This is a genomic window from Enterobacter sp. P82 (assembly GCF_037053385.1).
In the GTDB taxonomy this organism is placed as follows: Bacteria; Pseudomonadota; Gammaproteobacteria; order Enterobacterales; family Enterobacteriaceae; genus Enterobacter.
This window is the reverse complement of the sequence record NZ_JBALHX010000005.1, coordinates 21,042-37,448: the sequence shown is the minus strand read 5'-3', so window position 1 is coordinate 37,448 and position 16,407 is coordinate 21,042. Positions and strand designations below refer to the sequence as shown.

The 16,407-nt window shown below is 53.2% G+C and carries 14 protein-coding genes; 8 read left to right on the top strand and 6 right to left on the bottom strand.

Going from position 1 to position 16,407, the window contains the following annotated elements; genetic code table 11:
* Positions 1-89 precede the first annotated feature (89 nt).
* Positions 90-800 (top strand): response regulator transcription factor, encoded by a 711-nt coding sequence (locus WB237_RS18995; RefSeq protein ID WP_336215411.1) that lies wholly within the window; start codon positions 90-92, stop codon positions 798-800.
* Between the two features lie 185 nt (positions 801-985).
* Positions 986-2,635 (top strand): alpha,alpha-trehalase, encoded by a 1,650-nt coding sequence (locus WB237_RS18990; RefSeq protein WP_336215688.1) that lies wholly within the window; start codon positions 986-988, stop codon positions 2,633-2,635.
* Here the strand turns inward: WB237_RS18990 and WB237_RS18985 are convergent, their stop codons facing one another.
* The gene (locus tag WB237_RS18985; RefSeq protein WP_336215409.1) at positions 2,636-4,225 is read right to left on the bottom strand and encodes an STY4199 family HEPN domain-containing protein; all 1,590 of its coding nucleotides are present in this window, start codon (positions 4,223-4,225) and stop codon (positions 2,636-2,638) included.
* Positions 4,226-4,372: 147 nt separating this feature from the next.
* Between WB237_RS18985 and WB237_RS18980 the strand changes: the two genes are divergently transcribed.
* Entirely contained in the window at positions 4,373-4,912 is a 540-nt protein-coding gene (locus tag WB237_RS18980) for a GNAT family N-acetyltransferase (protein WP_336215407.1), read from the top strand.
* Between the two features lie 71 nt (positions 4,913-4,983).
* The gene (locus WB237_RS18975) at positions 4,984-5,322 is read left to right on the top strand and encodes a lysozyme (RefSeq protein ID WP_336215405.1); all 339 of its coding nucleotides are present in this window, start codon (positions 4,984-4,986) and stop codon (positions 5,320-5,322) included.
* Here WB237_RS18975 and WB237_RS18970 read toward each other — a convergent pair.
* Positions 5,301-5,903: a response regulator transcription factor gene (locus WB237_RS18970; RefSeq protein ID WP_336215402.1), complete on the bottom strand. Its 603-nt coding sequence runs from the start codon at positions 5,901-5,903 to the stop codon at positions 5,301-5,303. The genes WB237_RS18975 and WB237_RS18970 overlap by 22 nt on opposite strands.
* A gap of 172 nt (positions 5,904-6,075) precedes the next feature.
* Positions 6,076-6,834, bottom strand: coding sequence for an SDR family NAD(P)-dependent oxidoreductase (locus tag WB237_RS18965; RefSeq protein WP_336215685.1), 759 nt, complete (start codon positions 6,832-6,834; stop codon positions 6,076-6,078).
* A 119-nt stretch (positions 6,835-6,953) separates the two neighbouring features.
* On the opposite strand from WB237_RS18965, the gene WB237_RS18960 reads away from it, so the two are divergent.
* The 3 genes from WB237_RS18960 (at position 6,954) to WB237_RS18950 (ending at position 10,513) form a co-directional block, all read left to right on the top strand.
* Complete coding sequence (locus tag WB237_RS18960) at positions 6,954-7,853, top strand: LysR family transcriptional regulator (protein ID WP_336215399.1); 900 nt, start codon at positions 6,954-6,956, stop codon at positions 7,851-7,853.
* A 50-nt stretch (positions 7,854-7,903) separates the two neighbouring features.
* Entirely contained in the window at positions 7,904-8,929 is a 1,026-nt protein-coding gene (yhjD, locus tag WB237_RS18955; RefSeq protein ID WP_336215397.1) for an inner membrane protein YhjD, read from the top strand.
* 261 nt (positions 8,930-9,190) lie between these two features.
* Positions 9,191-10,513, top strand: a complete 1,323-nt coding sequence (locus tag WB237_RS18950) for an MFS transporter (RefSeq protein WP_336215395.1) — start codon at positions 9,191-9,193, stop codon at positions 10,511-10,513.
* A 93-nt stretch (positions 10,514-10,606) separates the two neighbouring features.
* Here WB237_RS18950 and WB237_RS18945 read toward each other — a convergent pair whose 3' ends face one another.
* Both WB237_RS18945 and pdeH read right to left on the bottom strand, forming a co-directional pair.
* Positions 10,607-12,649, bottom strand: a complete 2,043-nt coding sequence (locus tag WB237_RS18945) for an AsmA family protein (protein ID WP_336215393.1) — start codon at positions 12,647-12,649, stop codon at positions 10,607-10,609.
* A gap of 65 nt (positions 12,650-12,714) precedes the next feature.
* A complete protein-coding gene (gene pdeH, locus WB237_RS18940; protein WP_028018351.1) occupies positions 12,715-13,488 on the bottom strand; it encodes a cyclic-guanylate-specific phosphodiesterase in 774 nt (257 codons plus the stop codon).
* Positions 13,489-13,717: 229 nt separating this feature from the next.
* On the opposite strand from pdeH, the gene WB237_RS18935 reads away from it, so the two are divergent.
* The gene (locus WB237_RS18935; protein ID WP_316942591.1) at positions 13,718-14,647 is read left to right on the top strand and encodes a sugar kinase; all 930 of its coding nucleotides are present in this window, start codon (positions 13,718-13,720) and stop codon (positions 14,645-14,647) included.
* Between the two features lie 51 nt (positions 14,648-14,698).
* On the opposite strand, the gene WB237_RS18930 is transcribed toward WB237_RS18935, so the two are convergent.
* Positions 14,699-16,192 carry a M16 family metallopeptidase gene (locus tag WB237_RS18930; RefSeq protein ID WP_336215389.1) on the bottom strand — a complete coding sequence of 498 codons (1,494 nt, stop codon included), beginning with the start codon at positions 16,190-16,192 and terminating at the stop codon, positions 14,699-14,701.
* Positions 16,193-16,407: the final 215 nt, after the last annotated feature.

Sequence of the window (16,407 nt, the reverse complement as noted above, 5' to 3'; positions counted from 1 at the left end):
CTGCTCATCCTTTCTTTTTTGCACCTATATATGCCAAAGGGATGGGGAAGAGACGAAGTAACCTGATGGTATGTAGACGCCAGAAAATAATGGTGAAGATAAAGACAAGTCTTAGCCAACTTTTTTCAGCGCGGATGGAAAATGACATTTTTGTCACCCAATCAGGACAATCAGGAATGTCAGATAAGAAAGTCATTCTCATGGATGTCAGTTCATTACTGCGGACTGGCATCCAGGGTTTATTAGCAGAACACGGTTATCAGACGGCGGCACAATTCCCCACGATTGAGACAATGCACAGCGCGTTGCCGATGTTACATGCTGACCTGATTATTATGGAACATCTGCAGCAGAGTCCCGAGGTTTTCTCTCATCTGATGCAAATAAGAAAAGACCACCCTGATATTCAGATTCTCATTTTGTCTTCGTCCTCCAGTGATTTTCATATTCAGCTGAGCCGCCGAGCCGGTGCAGCAGGCTATATAAATAAAAACAGCTCACTGGATAAAATTATTACCACCGTCAACAGGATCACCTCCGGTGGATATTGCTATGGCCCGGAACTATGGCATCACCACGCCCGGTATCCCCGGGATGCATCGTTGTTATTATCGCTGTCTCATATTGATATCTGTATTTTGCGCTATATTTCTGCGGGCTACAGCAATCAGATTATCGCCTCGATGCTCAATATGAATAATAAAAAGGTGAGCGCGTATAAGCAGCGCATCATGGCAAAATTCAAAATAACCCGCCTGGCGGAACTGGTGGATCTGGCAAAACGGAATTATCTATACTGAACAGCGGAAGATGCCCGGGCGACGGCATGTTCGGGCTTTTTTACATAATTTGTTGCAAAACGAATGTTCCGAAAACAGTGATCTGGCGCACATATTCCTCCCCATCTACCGAAGCGAATGTCTACGCTTTAAAGACACCCGGAAGAACAATCTCTTTGAACACACAACCGGAGGTCCTTATCACCATGTTCAACCAGAAGACACAGGCTGCCGAGAATATCGAGTTCGGGATTGAAGAAGAGCTGCGCTACGAGACCGATCCCTGTGAGTTGAAACTGGATGAAATGATTGAAGCGGAGCCGGAACCCGAGATGATCGAAGGGCTACCCGCCTCTGATGCCCTGACGCCCGCCGATCGCTATCTTGAACTGTTCGAACACGTGCAATCGTCACGGCTGTTTGCAGACAGCAAAACCTTCCCCGACTGCGCGCCGAAGATGGACCCACTGGATATTCTGATCCGCTATCGCAAGGTCAAACGCCACCGGGATTTCGACCTGCGCCAGTTTGTGGAGAACCACTTCTGGCTACCGGAGACTTACAGCACGGAATATGTCTCCGACCCCGGCCTTTCGTTAAAAGAGCACATCGACAGTCTGTGGCCAGTGTTAACGCGCGAGCCGCAGGATCATATTCCCTGGTCATCCCTGCTGGCGCTGCCGCAAGCGTATATCGTCCCCGGCGGGCGTTTCAGCGAGACCTACTACTGGGACTCTTACTTCTCCATGTTGGGGCTGGCCGAAAGTGGCCGGAACGATTTGCTGAAATGCATGGCGGATAACTTCGCCTGGCTCATCGAACGCTACGGCCATATTCCGAACGGCAATCGCACCTATTATCTCAGCCGCTCCCAGCCCCCCGTTTTTGCCCTGATGGTGGAGTTGTTTGAAGAGGACGGGGTGCGCGGGGCCAAGCGTTATCTTGAACACCTCAAAATGGAGCACGCCTTCTGGATGGACGGCGCTGAGTCATTGCTGCTTAATCAGGCTTACCGCAGCGCCGTGCGTATGCCGGACGGTTCGCTGCTCAACCGCTACTGGGACGACCGTGATACCCCGCGCGACGAATCGTGGATTGAGGATGTGGAAACAGCTCGACACTCGGGTCGTCCGCCCAATGAGGTGTATCGCGACCTGCGCGCGGGTGCGGCTTCCGGTTGGGATTACTCTTCACGCTGGCTACGTGAGCCAGGCCGGCTTGCCAGCATCCGCACTACGCAGTTTATTCCCATAGATTTGAATGCTTTCCTGTTCAAACTGGAAAGTGCTATCGCCAATATCTCGGCATCAAAAGGTGATAAAGAAACCGCTGACCTGTTCCGCCAGAAAGCCAGCGATCGTCGTGCAGCAGTCAACCGTTACCTGTGGGACGAAGAAAATGGCTGTTACCGCGATTACGACTGGCGCCGCGAGGTCATGGCGCTATTTTCTGCGGCAAGTATTGTGCCCTTATACGTTGGTATGGCAACGCATGAGCAGGCTGAGCGGTTGTCTGATGCGGTAAAAACGCGGTTGCTCACCCCAGGCGGTATTCTCGCTACCGAGTATGAAACCGGCGAACAGTGGGATAAACCCAACGGCTGGGCCCCGCTACAATGGATGGCAATTCAGGGGTTCAAGCAGTACGGAAATGATTCGCTAGGGGATGAGATCGCCTGGAGCTGGTTGCATACGGTCAACCATTTTTATAAGACGCACCATAAGCTCATTGAGAAGTACCACATCGCCAGCAGTACGCCACGCGAAGGGGGCGGTGGTGAATACCCCCTGCAGGATGGCTTTGGCTGGACGAACGGCGTGGTGCGACGGTTGATTGGGTTGTATGGGGAACCTTAATCAGCGAATCACCTCATAAATGGCGGTCTGGATGGACTGCCATTTTTTCGTGGTGGCATCCGGTTGTGACTGTGCACGACGGGTCGCCATATCAAGATCGTGCTGCTGGCGTTTCACCACGGCTGGCACCGTACAGAATGCTTTCAGATACTCTTTACGTTTTGACGTCAGAGGCTCGCCATTCGACATGGCGTGGCTGAGCGTATTGATAAAGCGACGACACGGCTTCTCTTCAACCATGTTCTGCTGGTAGCGTAACATCAGTTCCAGCACATCGTCATAACCTGCCGACATCGCCTCTTCGGTCCATGACAGCTTCCAGTCCATGCCACCCTGTAAAAAGAGCTGAACCACGCGGGTATCGTTGCGGTTAATGGCCGAACGGAAGTTATTCTCGTCCCAGGTCACGCCCATACGCGTCAGCGTTTCACGCGAGGAAGGCGTCTCGCGCATTTCCTGCGGAGGCGCTGTTTCTGCGGCACTGACGGTCGCAGGCTGTGGTGTACCACTGGTCACCAGCCAGACGCCCCCAGCCACGATGGCAATCACCATGACGCCAACCGCCCCCCATAACGCACCGGAAATAAGCTGCTCGCGTTGTTCAGGGGTGCGCGGTGCGCGCTGGGTCGGCTTTTCAATGGTGTCACGAACTTCAAACAGATCCCCGCCAGTGACCCGATCCATTTTCTGCGCTTTTTCCCAGAAGGTATGTAATTCGCTGGCATCTACCGCCATTAACCCGGTCGGATTGACGCGGGTTCTCCCCTCTTCAAACGCACGCTGAACCGGTCGGCTGATCTGCGTGTAATAGTTATCCAGCAGCTGAATTTGCGCCGAACTTAATGTTTTCTGAACCGTGATGTTGTTGCGGATTTGCCGAATGTCATCAAGGAAGGTTTGCAGCGTTTTACGCGGTTCCACCAGAAGCGTCAGCATGGTCGGATCACTGAATAGCGAAGCGTAATAGCGGCTGAACTCTTTTTTATCCACCAGCATCTGCGCCAGTTCACTGAACATCATGCCGCTCAGGACATCGTTAATCTCGCCAAGCTTCAACCAGCGTCTTACCCGGTCGGCGTTAAAAAGCGTCTTAAGATGGTTATTCAACCGCACCTGATCGGGCCAGGCCTGCTGGATGAGCCCTTTTAACATCAGCTCAATTGCACGCACCTGTTTGTGCGCCTGTTGCTGCTGGAGTTCACTGCCTGGAGCCAGTTCAGTGCTGTAGGTCAGAAGCGGCTGCTGCAGACGAAGGTGTTCCAGTGCAGTCACAAACCGCATTGCCGCAATCAGTTGGTTTTCACTCACATCCTGCCCGCTTTCATACTGCGGTACGCGCTGCTGAAGCAGGCGCAATTGCAGCGTAAATTCCGACATTTCGGCATCATTCAGATTGAGCTTCTTCGCAACGGCTCCCCAGCCCCCCAGACCTAAACGCGCGCTGTCCAGTTGTTCAAGAAACCAACGTGGATCTTTGCCCTCAGAAGCATGTACATTCAGAAGAAGCAAAATTTCCACTGAGGCCTGGCGAATGACCGCGAGACAGTGTTCGAACTGTTCGCGAACGTGATGTGATGTACTGAGAGCCATTATTTTCCTTAAGCAACAACGAAGACATCCGGAATGGCACGTGACGGCCGTTTTTCTTTTTATTTATACGAGGTTAACCATACCTGACTTTCTATTGAAATAAAGTGACAACCCTAAAATCATTTAAAAAGTGTCAGGAGAATCTGAATGCCTGTTTTAAACACCCCGCGCCTTAGCTGCTCGCCCCTGCAGGAACACGACTGGCCCTTTTTCCTGGCATTACAGCAGCATCCTGATGTCATGCGCTTTGTTGCACAAGATCGCCCTGTAGCAGAGATCCGCGAGGCTTTTGACGCTCGTCTGACGCCATGGATACCTGGCAGCCCACACTGGCTTTGTCTCGTCGTGCGTGATGCCACCACCCGGACGGCGCTGGGTGTCACCGGGTATATTCATCGGGAAGAGGATTGTGCTGAAGTGGGTTTTCTTTTTGCGCCCGCGGCGCAGGGGAAAGGTTACGGCTTCGAATCCCTGCAGGCACTTTGTGACTATGCCTTTCATCAGGGAGGGATACGCCGGCTGACTGCTACCGTCACTGCGGGGAATGTCGCCTCAAGGCACCTGCTGGAAAAAGCCCATTTTCGTCTGGAAGGTGAGTTACGCGAGAGCTATTACCTTGCCGGGCGCTGGCATAATGACTGGTTGTTCGGTTTATTGAGGCAGGAATACCTGAGCGATAACGCCTGATCAACAGCCATTTGGCGGATATTTCTCTGACGTTTATTCCTCTACAGTGTCGCTATTAAGAGGACACAAATATGAAAGGTCATGCACTGAAAATATCGGATGCCGCCATTGCGTTAATAAAAAATCATCAGGGGCTTTCACTGGCGAAATATCGTGACGAAAACGGTTTATGGGTTATTGGTTATGGCCATGTTATACGCGACCGGGAAACGTTTAACAGTCTGATCACCCCTTCTGAGGCAGAATATTTGCTTCATAAGGATATTCAGTTATGTGAGAGGCTGCTGCGGGAAAATATGGCTCGGCCATTAACCCAACAGCAGCATGACGCACTGGTGCTAATGCTATTCAGCTTCGGAGAGACGTCCTCGCTCCCGCAAGCGGTTCTTCAGACCGTCGCTCGCGTATAATACATAGCCGCCTGCGTTCTGTTTTTAACATCCAGCCGACGGAAAAGCGCTTCCAGATGCGCTTTTACCGTGGCCGCACTGATGTTGAGATTGCGTCCAATCTCTTTGTTAGATTCCCCTGCGGCCAGCAATTTCAGAACTTCGCGCTGGCGTTCGCTCAGAGATAATAAGGCCTGAGATGACGACGGCTGTTTAACCCACTCTCCGGGAAAACAGACCATCCCTCTGGACACCGAATCCAGCACGGCGGAAAACCGTTCTGGGCTCGCCTTGCGGGGAATAATGGCCATGACGTTTCGCTGCAACAACTGCTCAACCCATCGGGCCTCTTTTTTCGCTAACACCATGACCACGGATATCGCCGGGAAGCGAGTCATGAGCGCTTCCAGCCACGCGATCTCGACATCCTGAATTAAATTTCCGTCAATCATGACAATAGCAGACGGTGACGCGGACACCTGAGCCCATAAATCTTCTGCCTGACAGGTTCCTGTTATATTTATTTCTGGAATTAACGTCTGAAGACTGTGTATCACTCCATGAATAAATATTGACTGCCTGTCAAACATGATCACTCGCATCTTTTTCCCCCTCTGAGAATAGCGAAGGGGGATTCTACAGAGGCGTTATTTAAGAAAAAACTCAATGAATGGGGACGTTACAAATCCACCCGTGTTCTTTATATCTGTCAGTATTTGGACACATTAATGTTGAGGATTTCCTTAAGAGGTTCCTTCCCCTTAAGAATAGGCATCACAGGAACATTCCGCCTGATACTTCAATACGTTGTGCGTTCATCCAGCCCAGTTTATCGCTAAGCAGGGCCGCAATGGCATCGCCAATATCATCCGGTAGCCCCACCCGGCCCAGGGCGGTCTGTGAAGCCAGCATCTGATTCAACTGCGCGTTGTCACGCACGCGTCCACCGCCAAAGTCCGTTTCTATCGCGCCGGGAGCAATGATGTTGACGGCGATCCCGCGAGCGCCCAGCTCTTTTGCCTGATAACGGGTCAGCACTTCCATCGCCCCTTTCATGGCCGCATAGGTCCCTGAACCTGGCTGAGTAAAACGAGCCAGTCCACTGGAAACATTGAGGATCCGTCCCCCGTCATTAATCAACGGCAGCAGTCGCTGCGTCAGGAAAAACGGCCCTTTGAAATGGATGTTTAGCGCCTCATCAAACTGAGCTTCCGTCGTGTCGGTATAGGGCGCGTATAACCCCGTCCCGGCATTGTTTAATAAATAATCAAAGGTGTCACGCTGCCAGACGGTGTTAAGGGTTTCCTGAAGCTGTTGGGCAAAATGGTCGAAACTGGCGATATCCCCGACGTTGAGCTGTAATGCTACCGCTCTGACACCTTTTCCCTGAATTTCGCGTACAACATCCTGTGCTTCCTGCTCACTGCGGTGATATGTCAGGATAATTCCCGTCCCCTCTGCCGCCAGCTTCAAAGCCGCGTTTTTACCCAGTCCACGGCTACCACCTGTCACTAATGCGATACGTTCAGTCATCATAAACCTCGTTTTGGCTGTTATGGAGATTGAGAAAGAGCTTATTAGGTGATAGAAAATCAATAAAGATGGGATAAAACGCTTCACTGTTTCAATGACAACAACAATGAGCTTCATCTATGGATAAAATTCACGCAATGCAGTTGTTTGTCCGCGTCGCGGAACTGGAGAGTTTTACCCGCGCGGCAGAAACATTAACGCTGCCAAAAGGCAGCGTTTCGCGGCAGATTCAGGCGCTGGAAAACCGGCTTGGCACCCAGCTGTTGCACCGTACCACGCGTCGCGTGAGCCTGACGCAGGACGGCATGGTCTATTACGAACGAGCAAAAGATCTGCTGGCAAACCTGGATGAACTCGACGGAATGTTTCAGCACGACCCCTCCAGCATCAGCGGGCGGTTACGCGTGGATATGCCCGTCGCCGTTGCACGAAATTTAGTCATCCCCAAACTGCCTGCTTTTCTGCAGCACTATCCCGGTATCGAACTGGAACTCAGCAGCAGCGATCGTCTGGTGGATGTGATCCGTGAAGGGTTTGATTGCGTGGTACGCGTCGGCTCGCTGAAAGATTCGGGTCTTATCGCGCGTCCGCTGGGCAAGCTGACGGTGATTAACTGCGCCAGCCCGGATTATCTGGCGCGTTTTGGTTACCCGGAAACGCTGGACGATTTAGGCTCACATGCCGTCATTCATTACGCTGCCATGCTGGGTACCCGCCCGCAGGGCTTTGAGTTTTATGGCGGCAGTGCGACGCAATGGATAAAAACGGGCGGGGTGTTAACCGTCAATAGCACGGAAACTTACCAGGCTGCCTGCCTCGCCGGGTTGGGCATTATTCAGGTTCCACGGGTTGGGGTTCGCGATTTACTGCGCGCGAAGAAACTGATTGAGATCCTCCCGCAATACAAGGCCGAACCGATGCCTGTATCACTGATTTATCCCCATCGCCGTAACCTCTCCCGCCGGGTACATCTGTTTATGGAGTGGCTTACCGAACTCACAAAAGCTTATGTGGATTAGTCGCAAGCTATAATTCAATCACATCCAGCCAAACGAAAAGGAAAAGACGCGTGACGCCGGAAAACAACCCGCAACGACCCACCCAACAGTTAGATTATGATCCCATCAAAAAGATGGAAACCGGGCCCGAAGAGGCCAAATCGCCAGGCACCGCCAGCAAAGCACTGGGAACCGTCACTGGCATCGTCGCGAGAATTCAGCAGTTTCCCATGGTGGCACATCTGATACGTGCTGCCGAGCGCTTTAATGACCGCATGGGAAACCAGTTTGGTGCCGCCATCACCTATTTTTCCTTCCTGTCGATGATCCCGATCCTGATGGTGTCGTTTGCGGTGGCCGGTTTCGTGCTCGCGTCGCACCCGACGCTACTGCAGGATATTTTCAATAAGATCCTGAATAACGTCAGCGACCCGACCCTTGCCAGCACGCTCAAAAGTACCATCAATACCGCCGTCCAACAGCGTACCACCGTCGGTATCGCTGGCTTGCTGATTGCCCTTTACTCCGGCGTTAACTGGATGGGCAACCTGCGCGAGGCCATTCGCGCCCAGTCGCGCGAGGTATGGGAGCGTAAGCCCCAGGATCAGGAAAAAATTTGGATTAAGTATATTCGTGACTTTGTTTCGCTGATTGGCCTGCTTGTCGCACTCATCGTCACGCTCTCGATTACTTCTGTTGCAGGCTCCGCGCAGCAGATGATTATCTCCGCGCTTTATCTCGATTATATCGAGTGGCTGAAACCCGCCTGGCGCGGCATTGGTCTGGCGATTTCCATCTTCGCTAACTACCTGCTGTTCTTCTGGATCTTCTGGCGCCTGCCGCGTCATCGTCCGCGCAAGAAGGCGCTGATCCGTGGAACATTGATTGCGGCGATAGGCTTTGAGGTGATCAAAATTGTGATGACCTGGACCCTGCCGGCACTGGTTAAGTCCCCTTCTGGCGCAGCGTTTGGCTCAGTACTGGGACTGATGGCGTTCTTCTACTTCTTCGCCCGCCTGACGCTGTTCTGCGCAGCGTGGATTGCCACCGCCCAGTACAAAGATGACCCAAGGATGCCGGGGAAAACGCATCGGTAATCCCTCTTCCGGGCTGAAATTTCAGCCCGATCCATCATTTCAGCATATAAATCCAGCCTGTAACTTTTATTTAACCAAAAACCAGTTTTATTGACTAATATTTAAAATCTGTGAAGCATTTCATAGACGTGTTTTGGCTGGTCTGAAAATTATCCGCTTTTTGTTGCTTTTATCACCAGCCAACAGCTTTGTTACAGATTGAAATGTCGCTTTTGCTGTGCGTAATATGGCCTTTCGTTCGACAAAAAATAAGAAAATATTATGCAAGCAACAGCCACAACACTCGACTCTGGTGCAGAAAACGTTCCGGTAAATTCGCGCAATAAAGTTGTCGTCGCATCGCTGATTGGCACCGCCATCGAGTTCTTCGACTTTTACATTTATGCCACCGCTGCGGTCATCGTCTTCCCGCATATTTTCTTCCCGCAGGGAGACCCGACGGCAGCCACGCTACAATCTCTGGCCACCTTTGCTATCGCGTTTGTTGCCCGTCCGATTGGCTCTGCGCTGTTTGGGCATTTTGGCGATCGCATTGGGCGTAAAGTCACTCTGGTGGCCTCATTGCTGACGATGGGGATCTCCACCGTGGCCATCGGTCTGCTGCCAACTTACGAAACTATCGGCATTCTGGCTCCCGTTCTGCTGGCGCTGGCGCGTTTTGGTCAGGGTCTGGGGCTGGGTGGTGAATGGGGTGGTGCAGCGCTGCTGGCGACCGAGAACGCACCGGCGCGTAAACGTGCGCTGTATGGTTCATTCCCGCAGCTTGGCGCACCCATTGGCTTCTTCTTTGCCAACGGGACGTTCCTGCTGCTCTCCTGGCTGCTGACAGATGAACAGTTCATGAGCTGGGGCTGGCGTATCCCATTTGTGTTCTCTGCTGTGCTGGTGCTGATTGGTCTGTATGTCCGCGTTTCTCTGCATGAAACCCCTGTTTTCGCGAAAGTTGCCGCCGAGAAAAAACAGGTGAAAGTACCGCTGGGCACGCTGCTGACCAAACACGTCCGCGTGACCGTGCTGGGCACGTTTATCATGCTGGCGACCTATACCCTGTTCTACATCATGACCGTTTACTCCATGACGTTCAGTACCGCCGCCGCGCCAGTTGGGCTGGGTCTGCCGCGTAACGAAGTGCTGTGGATGCTGATGATGGCGGTGATTGGGTTTGGTGTGATGGTACCGATTGCGGGTCTGCTGGCGGATAAATTTGGTCGCCGCGCAAGCATGATTGTGATCACCACGCTGATCATTCTGTTTGCCCTGTTTGTCTTCCCACCGCTGCTGAGCTCCGGTAGCCCGGCGCTGGTGATGGCCTATCTGCTGATTGGCCTGAGCCTGATGGGGCTGACATTCGGCCCGATGGGCGCGCTGCTGCCGGAGCTGTTCCCGACGGAAGTGCGTTATACCGGCGCGTCGTTCTCTTACAACGTCTCCTCCATTCTGGGCGCGTCCGTTGCGCCGTACATCGCGACCTGGTTACAGGCAAACTATGGTCTGTTCTATGTCGGTGTCTATCTGGCAGCTATGGCAGCGCTGACGCTGATTGCACTGCTGCTGACGCACGAGACGAAGCACCAGGCTCTGTAAGCTAATGCCGGGTGGCGGCTACGCCTTACCCGGCCTACGATTCAAATGTAGGCCAGGTAAGCGCAGCGCCACCCGGCAATAACATACCGCACCTTACTTCTTCATCTGTGACAAAATGGTCCGGCACTGATTTGCCTCGCCCTCTGACGGCGATATCAACGCCAGCAGCGCTGCGGCTGGGGTTACCAGCGTCGCGAGGGCTGCTGCCACCGCACCACGCGCAATCAGAGGCCCGGGCTTCACACCCGCCTGGGGGTTTTTGAAGGTGCCGCGCACATAAAGCGGCGAGCGCAGGGTGATGATACGAATCCCCTTACTTTCCGGATCGATCGTCAAATCAAGCTGCTCGGAGGCCATACTGGCGGTACCGGTCACGTTAATGACTGCGTTTTCCGTGTCAAAGGCAAAAATCTGCGGGCGTGCCACGCCGTTAACCAGATCCAGATTGGCCGCCGCGCAGTTCACCCGCACCTCGTCGTCACCGAAGATTTGCCCGATAACGTAGTTTCCGACGTTCAACCCCAGGATCTCCATCAGGTTGCGGCTCACCAGCCCATCGTTCATCAGAAGCTTCAGATTGCCATTACTGCTTCCCAGCAGCGCCGCCACGGAATTCCCTACCCCGCGAATGTCGGCATCACCGTTCATTTCGCCGAGGGTTTTCTGCATTAACTCCACGTTCGGCATCAGCGCTTTCAGCTTAAGCCTGCGGGCCTGAATATCGGCTCGTCCCTGCATCGGCTTTTTATCGCCTTCCAGGTGAATGTTCGAGGAAATTGTCCCGCCTGCCATGCCAAACTTCAGCGGCTGCAGGCGCAGGTCGGCATTCTGGAGGAGAATATGGGTCGAAAGATTGCTGATCGGCAGCGTGCTGCCGTGTTCAATTTTGCCGCCTTTGAAGCGTACATCCGCATCCATTGCATTCCACTTGTCGGTCTCAAAGCGGTCGTAGGGCAGCACTTTCCCCGCGGGCTGGAGGTCTTTCTTCACCTCTTTTGACTTCGTACCTTTACCGGAATCAATACCTATCAGCGGGCCTAAGTCGGCCAGACGCAGCTGGCGGGACTCGACATCCCCTTCCAGTTTCGGGCGCGGTTTCCCGGTGGTGTAAGTCAGTGAGCCGTGGATATCACTGTCACCAATACGACCGTTGAAACCCCGGTAATCAAATACCGACGATTTTTCTGCATTGATTTTCGCCACCAGATGGCCGTCGGTCTCAAACGGAGGCGTATCCGGCAGTAGCACGCCAGTGAGCTGATACAATTCGCCCAGAGATTCACCGGCAAATTTCAGCTGTAGATCGACACCCCCCATGTTCATCGGATCGTTGACCGTCCCCACGAACACCACACGGGTATTTCCGGAACGGAAATCCGCCTGCACCGGGAACGGCGTGCCTTCGCTCCTGAGCGCCAGCATGCCGCCTATTTTCCCTTTACCGCTGAGAGGTTGATCGTTGTAGCGTCCCTTTGCTGTCAGGCCGAATACGTAATCACCCACGTTGGTGTTGTCGCCTTTCGCTTTGCTGCCAGTCACTTCGCTAAACGGCAAGGGTTTGCCCAGCGGATCAACCAGGATCTCCACTTCCGCCCTGCTGACCTTATCGTCGATGGCGATCCGCCCGCGATCGAAAAGAATATTGTCGAGACGGAATGACCAGGAAGAAGGCTGGGCATTCGGATCTTTTTCGCTGTCGCTGGCAAGGTTGAACGTCCAGTTGTTGTTTTTTTCAGAGAGGCGAATCAGCCGCGCATCGGGCTGCTGAAGTTTGATCCACGGCAGATAGACCGTTTTGGACAATAGCGCTAACGGGGCCAGCGTGGCTTCAACGCGGGGCAGATGCACCATGGTGACATCCGGGATATCTGGCGGGTTGCCGAGGATGATGTCGTCAGCGTGGACATGTGGCCAGGGGATCCAGCTTCGCCAGCCGGTCTCCTCTTTCTGACGTTCCCAAACCACCCCTAAATCACCACGTATGGCGAAGGGGCGGTTCAGTTCGGTTGAGACTTTCTGGTTGATGGTCGGCTTAAGACGGTTCCAGTCAAACGTCGCAACAATGACGACGAAAACCACGATCAACAACAAGAAAATCCCTGCTACCCAGGAGATTACCCTGGCTGTTTTTGTCATTGTTTTCCCCTTTCCTGATGACCTGTCCTGTAAAACTATAGTTCAGACAAAGGGAAGCGGGCTTATCAGAGGGTCGTTATCACGTTATCGAGGTGATCCATGGGGACCGGGCGAGAGAGGAAATAGCCTTGCGCAGCCGCTGCAGGAGAGTTTTGCACATCACGCCACTCTTCCAGCGTTTCCACGCCTTCGACAATCACCCCCTGGCAATAGCGGTTCATCAGCTGTAATAACAGCGTAAACAGATTCCGCCCTTCAGAGGTCTGCCGCAGCATAATGAACAGCTCGCGGGCCACTTTAATGTAGTCATAATGCACTTCACTCAGGGCAGAGAAGTTCGCCATGCCAGTACCAAAATCATCCAGCCACAGCGGGCCATACTCACATATTGAAGCAAACGAAGAGTCCTGCGGCAGTCGAACATGCTCGACCAGCTCAAAGCGCATCCATGGCAGGGTGGCAATCAATTCCTGCAATTTCGCATTCTGACGCAGCGCCAGCAGAGTTGGGCCATCAACGTTCACCGAGGCGAGGATATCATTCTGCTCGAAAAAGGCCTGCTTCGTCGCCAGCATACGGAGCTGTTCTTCCAGCACATCCAGGCGCTGGCGAACGGCAACTTCGGCAAAATAGCGATCCGGTGCGATACGCTGAGAAGGGTTTGATGGATGCGTAACGACGGTCAAAATTTCAATTGCCATCAGCCGACCATCAGTTCGGTAGATCGGCTGATAGGTGTACGCGCGCTCACATTGCAGCCAGTAGCGATGCTCCTGCAAGTTCTCAATACTTGCCTCAGGCGTAGTGCTCAGCCGCTGGATAACCTGCTCTGACTTCATTTCAGATGTCCTGTTGTTGGGATAGCCTTTCTGGACTCGTCACAGGATTATCGGCGCAACAATTGAGAACTTTATGTTCAATTCACGGGGAAAATGAAATTAAGATGACATAAGTGAGCAGGAACACGCGCTGGCTCAAATAAAATAATGGAACGTTGTTTTAATATAGTTGACCAGTTAATTCACTCAGCGCACACTGCTGATAATTCTTCTGTTCAGGTTCACGACTATGTCCAAAAAAATTGCCGTGATTGGCGAATGCATGATTGAGCTGTCACAAAAAGGCGCGGAAGTTAGCCGCGGATTTGGTGGCGATACGTTAAACACGTCCGTTTATATTGCCCGTCAGGTTGCACCTGAGGCGCTCACCGTGAACTATGTCACCGCACTGGGTACCGATAATTTCAGCCAGCAAATGCTGGACGCCTGGCAGAGTGAACACGTTGAAACCTCGCTGATCCAGCGTATGGAAAACCGTCTCCCGGGGCTCTACTACATCGAAACCGACAGCACCGGTGAGCGCACATTTTATTACTGGCGTAACGAAGCAGCAGCTAAGTTCTGGCTTGAGAGTGATGCTGCCGCCGACATCTGTGAAAAACTGGCCACGTTTGATTATCTCTATCTGAGCGGGATCAGCCTGGCAATCTTAAGCCAGGACAGTCGCGAAAAACTGCTCTCTCTGCTGCGCGAATGCCGTGCCAACGGCGGTAAGGTTATTTTCGATAATAACTACCGCCCCCGCCTGTGGGCCAGCCGTGAAGAAACGCAGCAGGTTTATCTGCAGATGCTGCAATGCACCGATATCGCCTTCCTGACCCTTGATGATGAGGACGCCCTCTGGGGTGAGAAGCCGGTAGAGGAGGTAATTGCGCGCACGCAGGCCGCTGGCGTGAGCGAAGTGGTGATTAAGCGAGGTGCGGATTCGTGCCTGGTCGCTATTGCAGGTGAAGCGTCGGTTGAGGTTCCGGCCGTGAAGCTGGCCAAAGAGAAAGTGATTGATACCACGGCGGCAGGGGATTCATTCAGCGCGGGCTATCTGGCGGTACGTCTGACGGGTGGAACACCGGAAGCAGCGGCACAGCGCGGGCATCTGACGGCCAGCACCGTGATTCAGTATCGCGGGGCGATTATTCCGCGTGAGGCGATGCCTGTTTAAGTAAGGTGTGGGCTGATCCCCTCTCCCACTGGGAGAGGGGATATTTACGCATTACTGCCCCTGAGGAGTATCCGTCGCGTCCGGATGTAAATCATCAGTCGTGGTGGTCTGCACCGGCTGCGGCGCGGTAGCCATAATGGAATTCCAGGTCGACTGAAGTTCCTTCATGTCATATTCCGGCTCGCCTTTTGGCTGCAGCAGGATCAACGCCATTTCCTGCGACAGCTGCTGACGCAAGTCCTGATTTAACATATCGACGGTCAGATCGTTCAGGAAGTCCTGACGAAGCTTCTGGTACTGTTCCGGTGCAATATCCACCACCTGATTCTGCAGGGAGCGAATACGCTGGCTGATCAGAATGTCGGTATCGGCGCGTGCGTATGTCGCAAACAGCTTCTGCAACTCGAGTTTTTTCTGCGCCACGAGAGCGTTGAATTCCTCTTCGGACAGCCCCTCTTTGCGCACTTTCGCCAGCTCTTTCGCGACCACACCTAAATTCGCATTCAGCTTATCACCCGGTGATTCAACGTTAATGGCACACTGTGCGCGCTGGAACAGCACACGACAGTCAAAGCCAAGACCGATATTCTTCACACCGTTCTTATTGAGCGTCTGCTGAACATGCCAGAACAACGCTTCACGCGCCAGATCCGCACGCCAGTAGCGCAGCAGCGCCGCGGACTCACGAATAGGCTGCCAGGCGTTATCCCACATGACGGAAAGCCGGTCCTGGCGCACAGTGTCCGTCATAATGCTGACGGGTTCTGTACGCAGTGGCGAGAGCGTTGGGACGGGAGCAGGTGTTTCACGTTTACCTTTCAATTCGCCAAACGCTTTGTTGATCTGCTCAACCACCGCGCGGCTGTCCACGTTGCCCACAACGATCAACGTCATCGCGTCCGGGGTGTACCAATTCTGGTAGAACGATTTTACCTGCTCAGCATCCACCGGTTGTTTCAATGGTTCGGCCGGGTCATGCCCAAGCAACGTGGAGCCTTTCAGGCGATAACGCCACCAGCCCTCTTTGGTATCCACAGGCCAGGTCGCCACCATGTCACTGTTGCTCAGGGCATAGTTAACGGTATCCGGCGTAATCGCCAGATTGCCAGAGGCATCGGAGAGATACGTCAGGGCTTCTTTGAGCAAATCGTTGCGGTTATTTGGCAGGCTCAGGTTAAACATGGTGTAGTCATACGAAACCACAGCCGGAGGAAGTGGGCGTTTTGGATCGATGGCCTGTTGCCAAAGCGAACGCACCTGAACCGCTTGCAGACTGCCGCTCTGAGTGAGCGCCAGCCGGGGAATAAAGTGGCTAAACCCAGTTTGCTGGGTGCTTTCCGTGAGAGAGCCGGTATTCACGGACAGACGGATTTCAATACGGTCGCTGGGACGTTGTGGAGTGGCTAAAACCTGCCACTGAAAACCGTTCGCTAATGTCCCTTGTTGCCAGGCCGGGTCTGGCTGGAGCGCATCTGCCTGCACATAACTGGCTGCTGCCATCATCAGCAAACCGCCGGTTAAGAGTCGAATTTTTGTGCCCTGCATGTGAACCCCTGATCAACATTCCTGGTTAAAAAAAGAGTGTCTCGCGACGCGCCTCACTCTTAAAGATGACGATGAAAATACGTCAATTAGACCGCGCGTTCGGCAAAACGTCACGGTCAGAAGTGAAATATACCCAAAAAAAATCTTGTCGAATTATGACAGGTATGAACAGTTATTATGCGCAGGAGCCCGCATCCCGACAAGGGAATACGGGC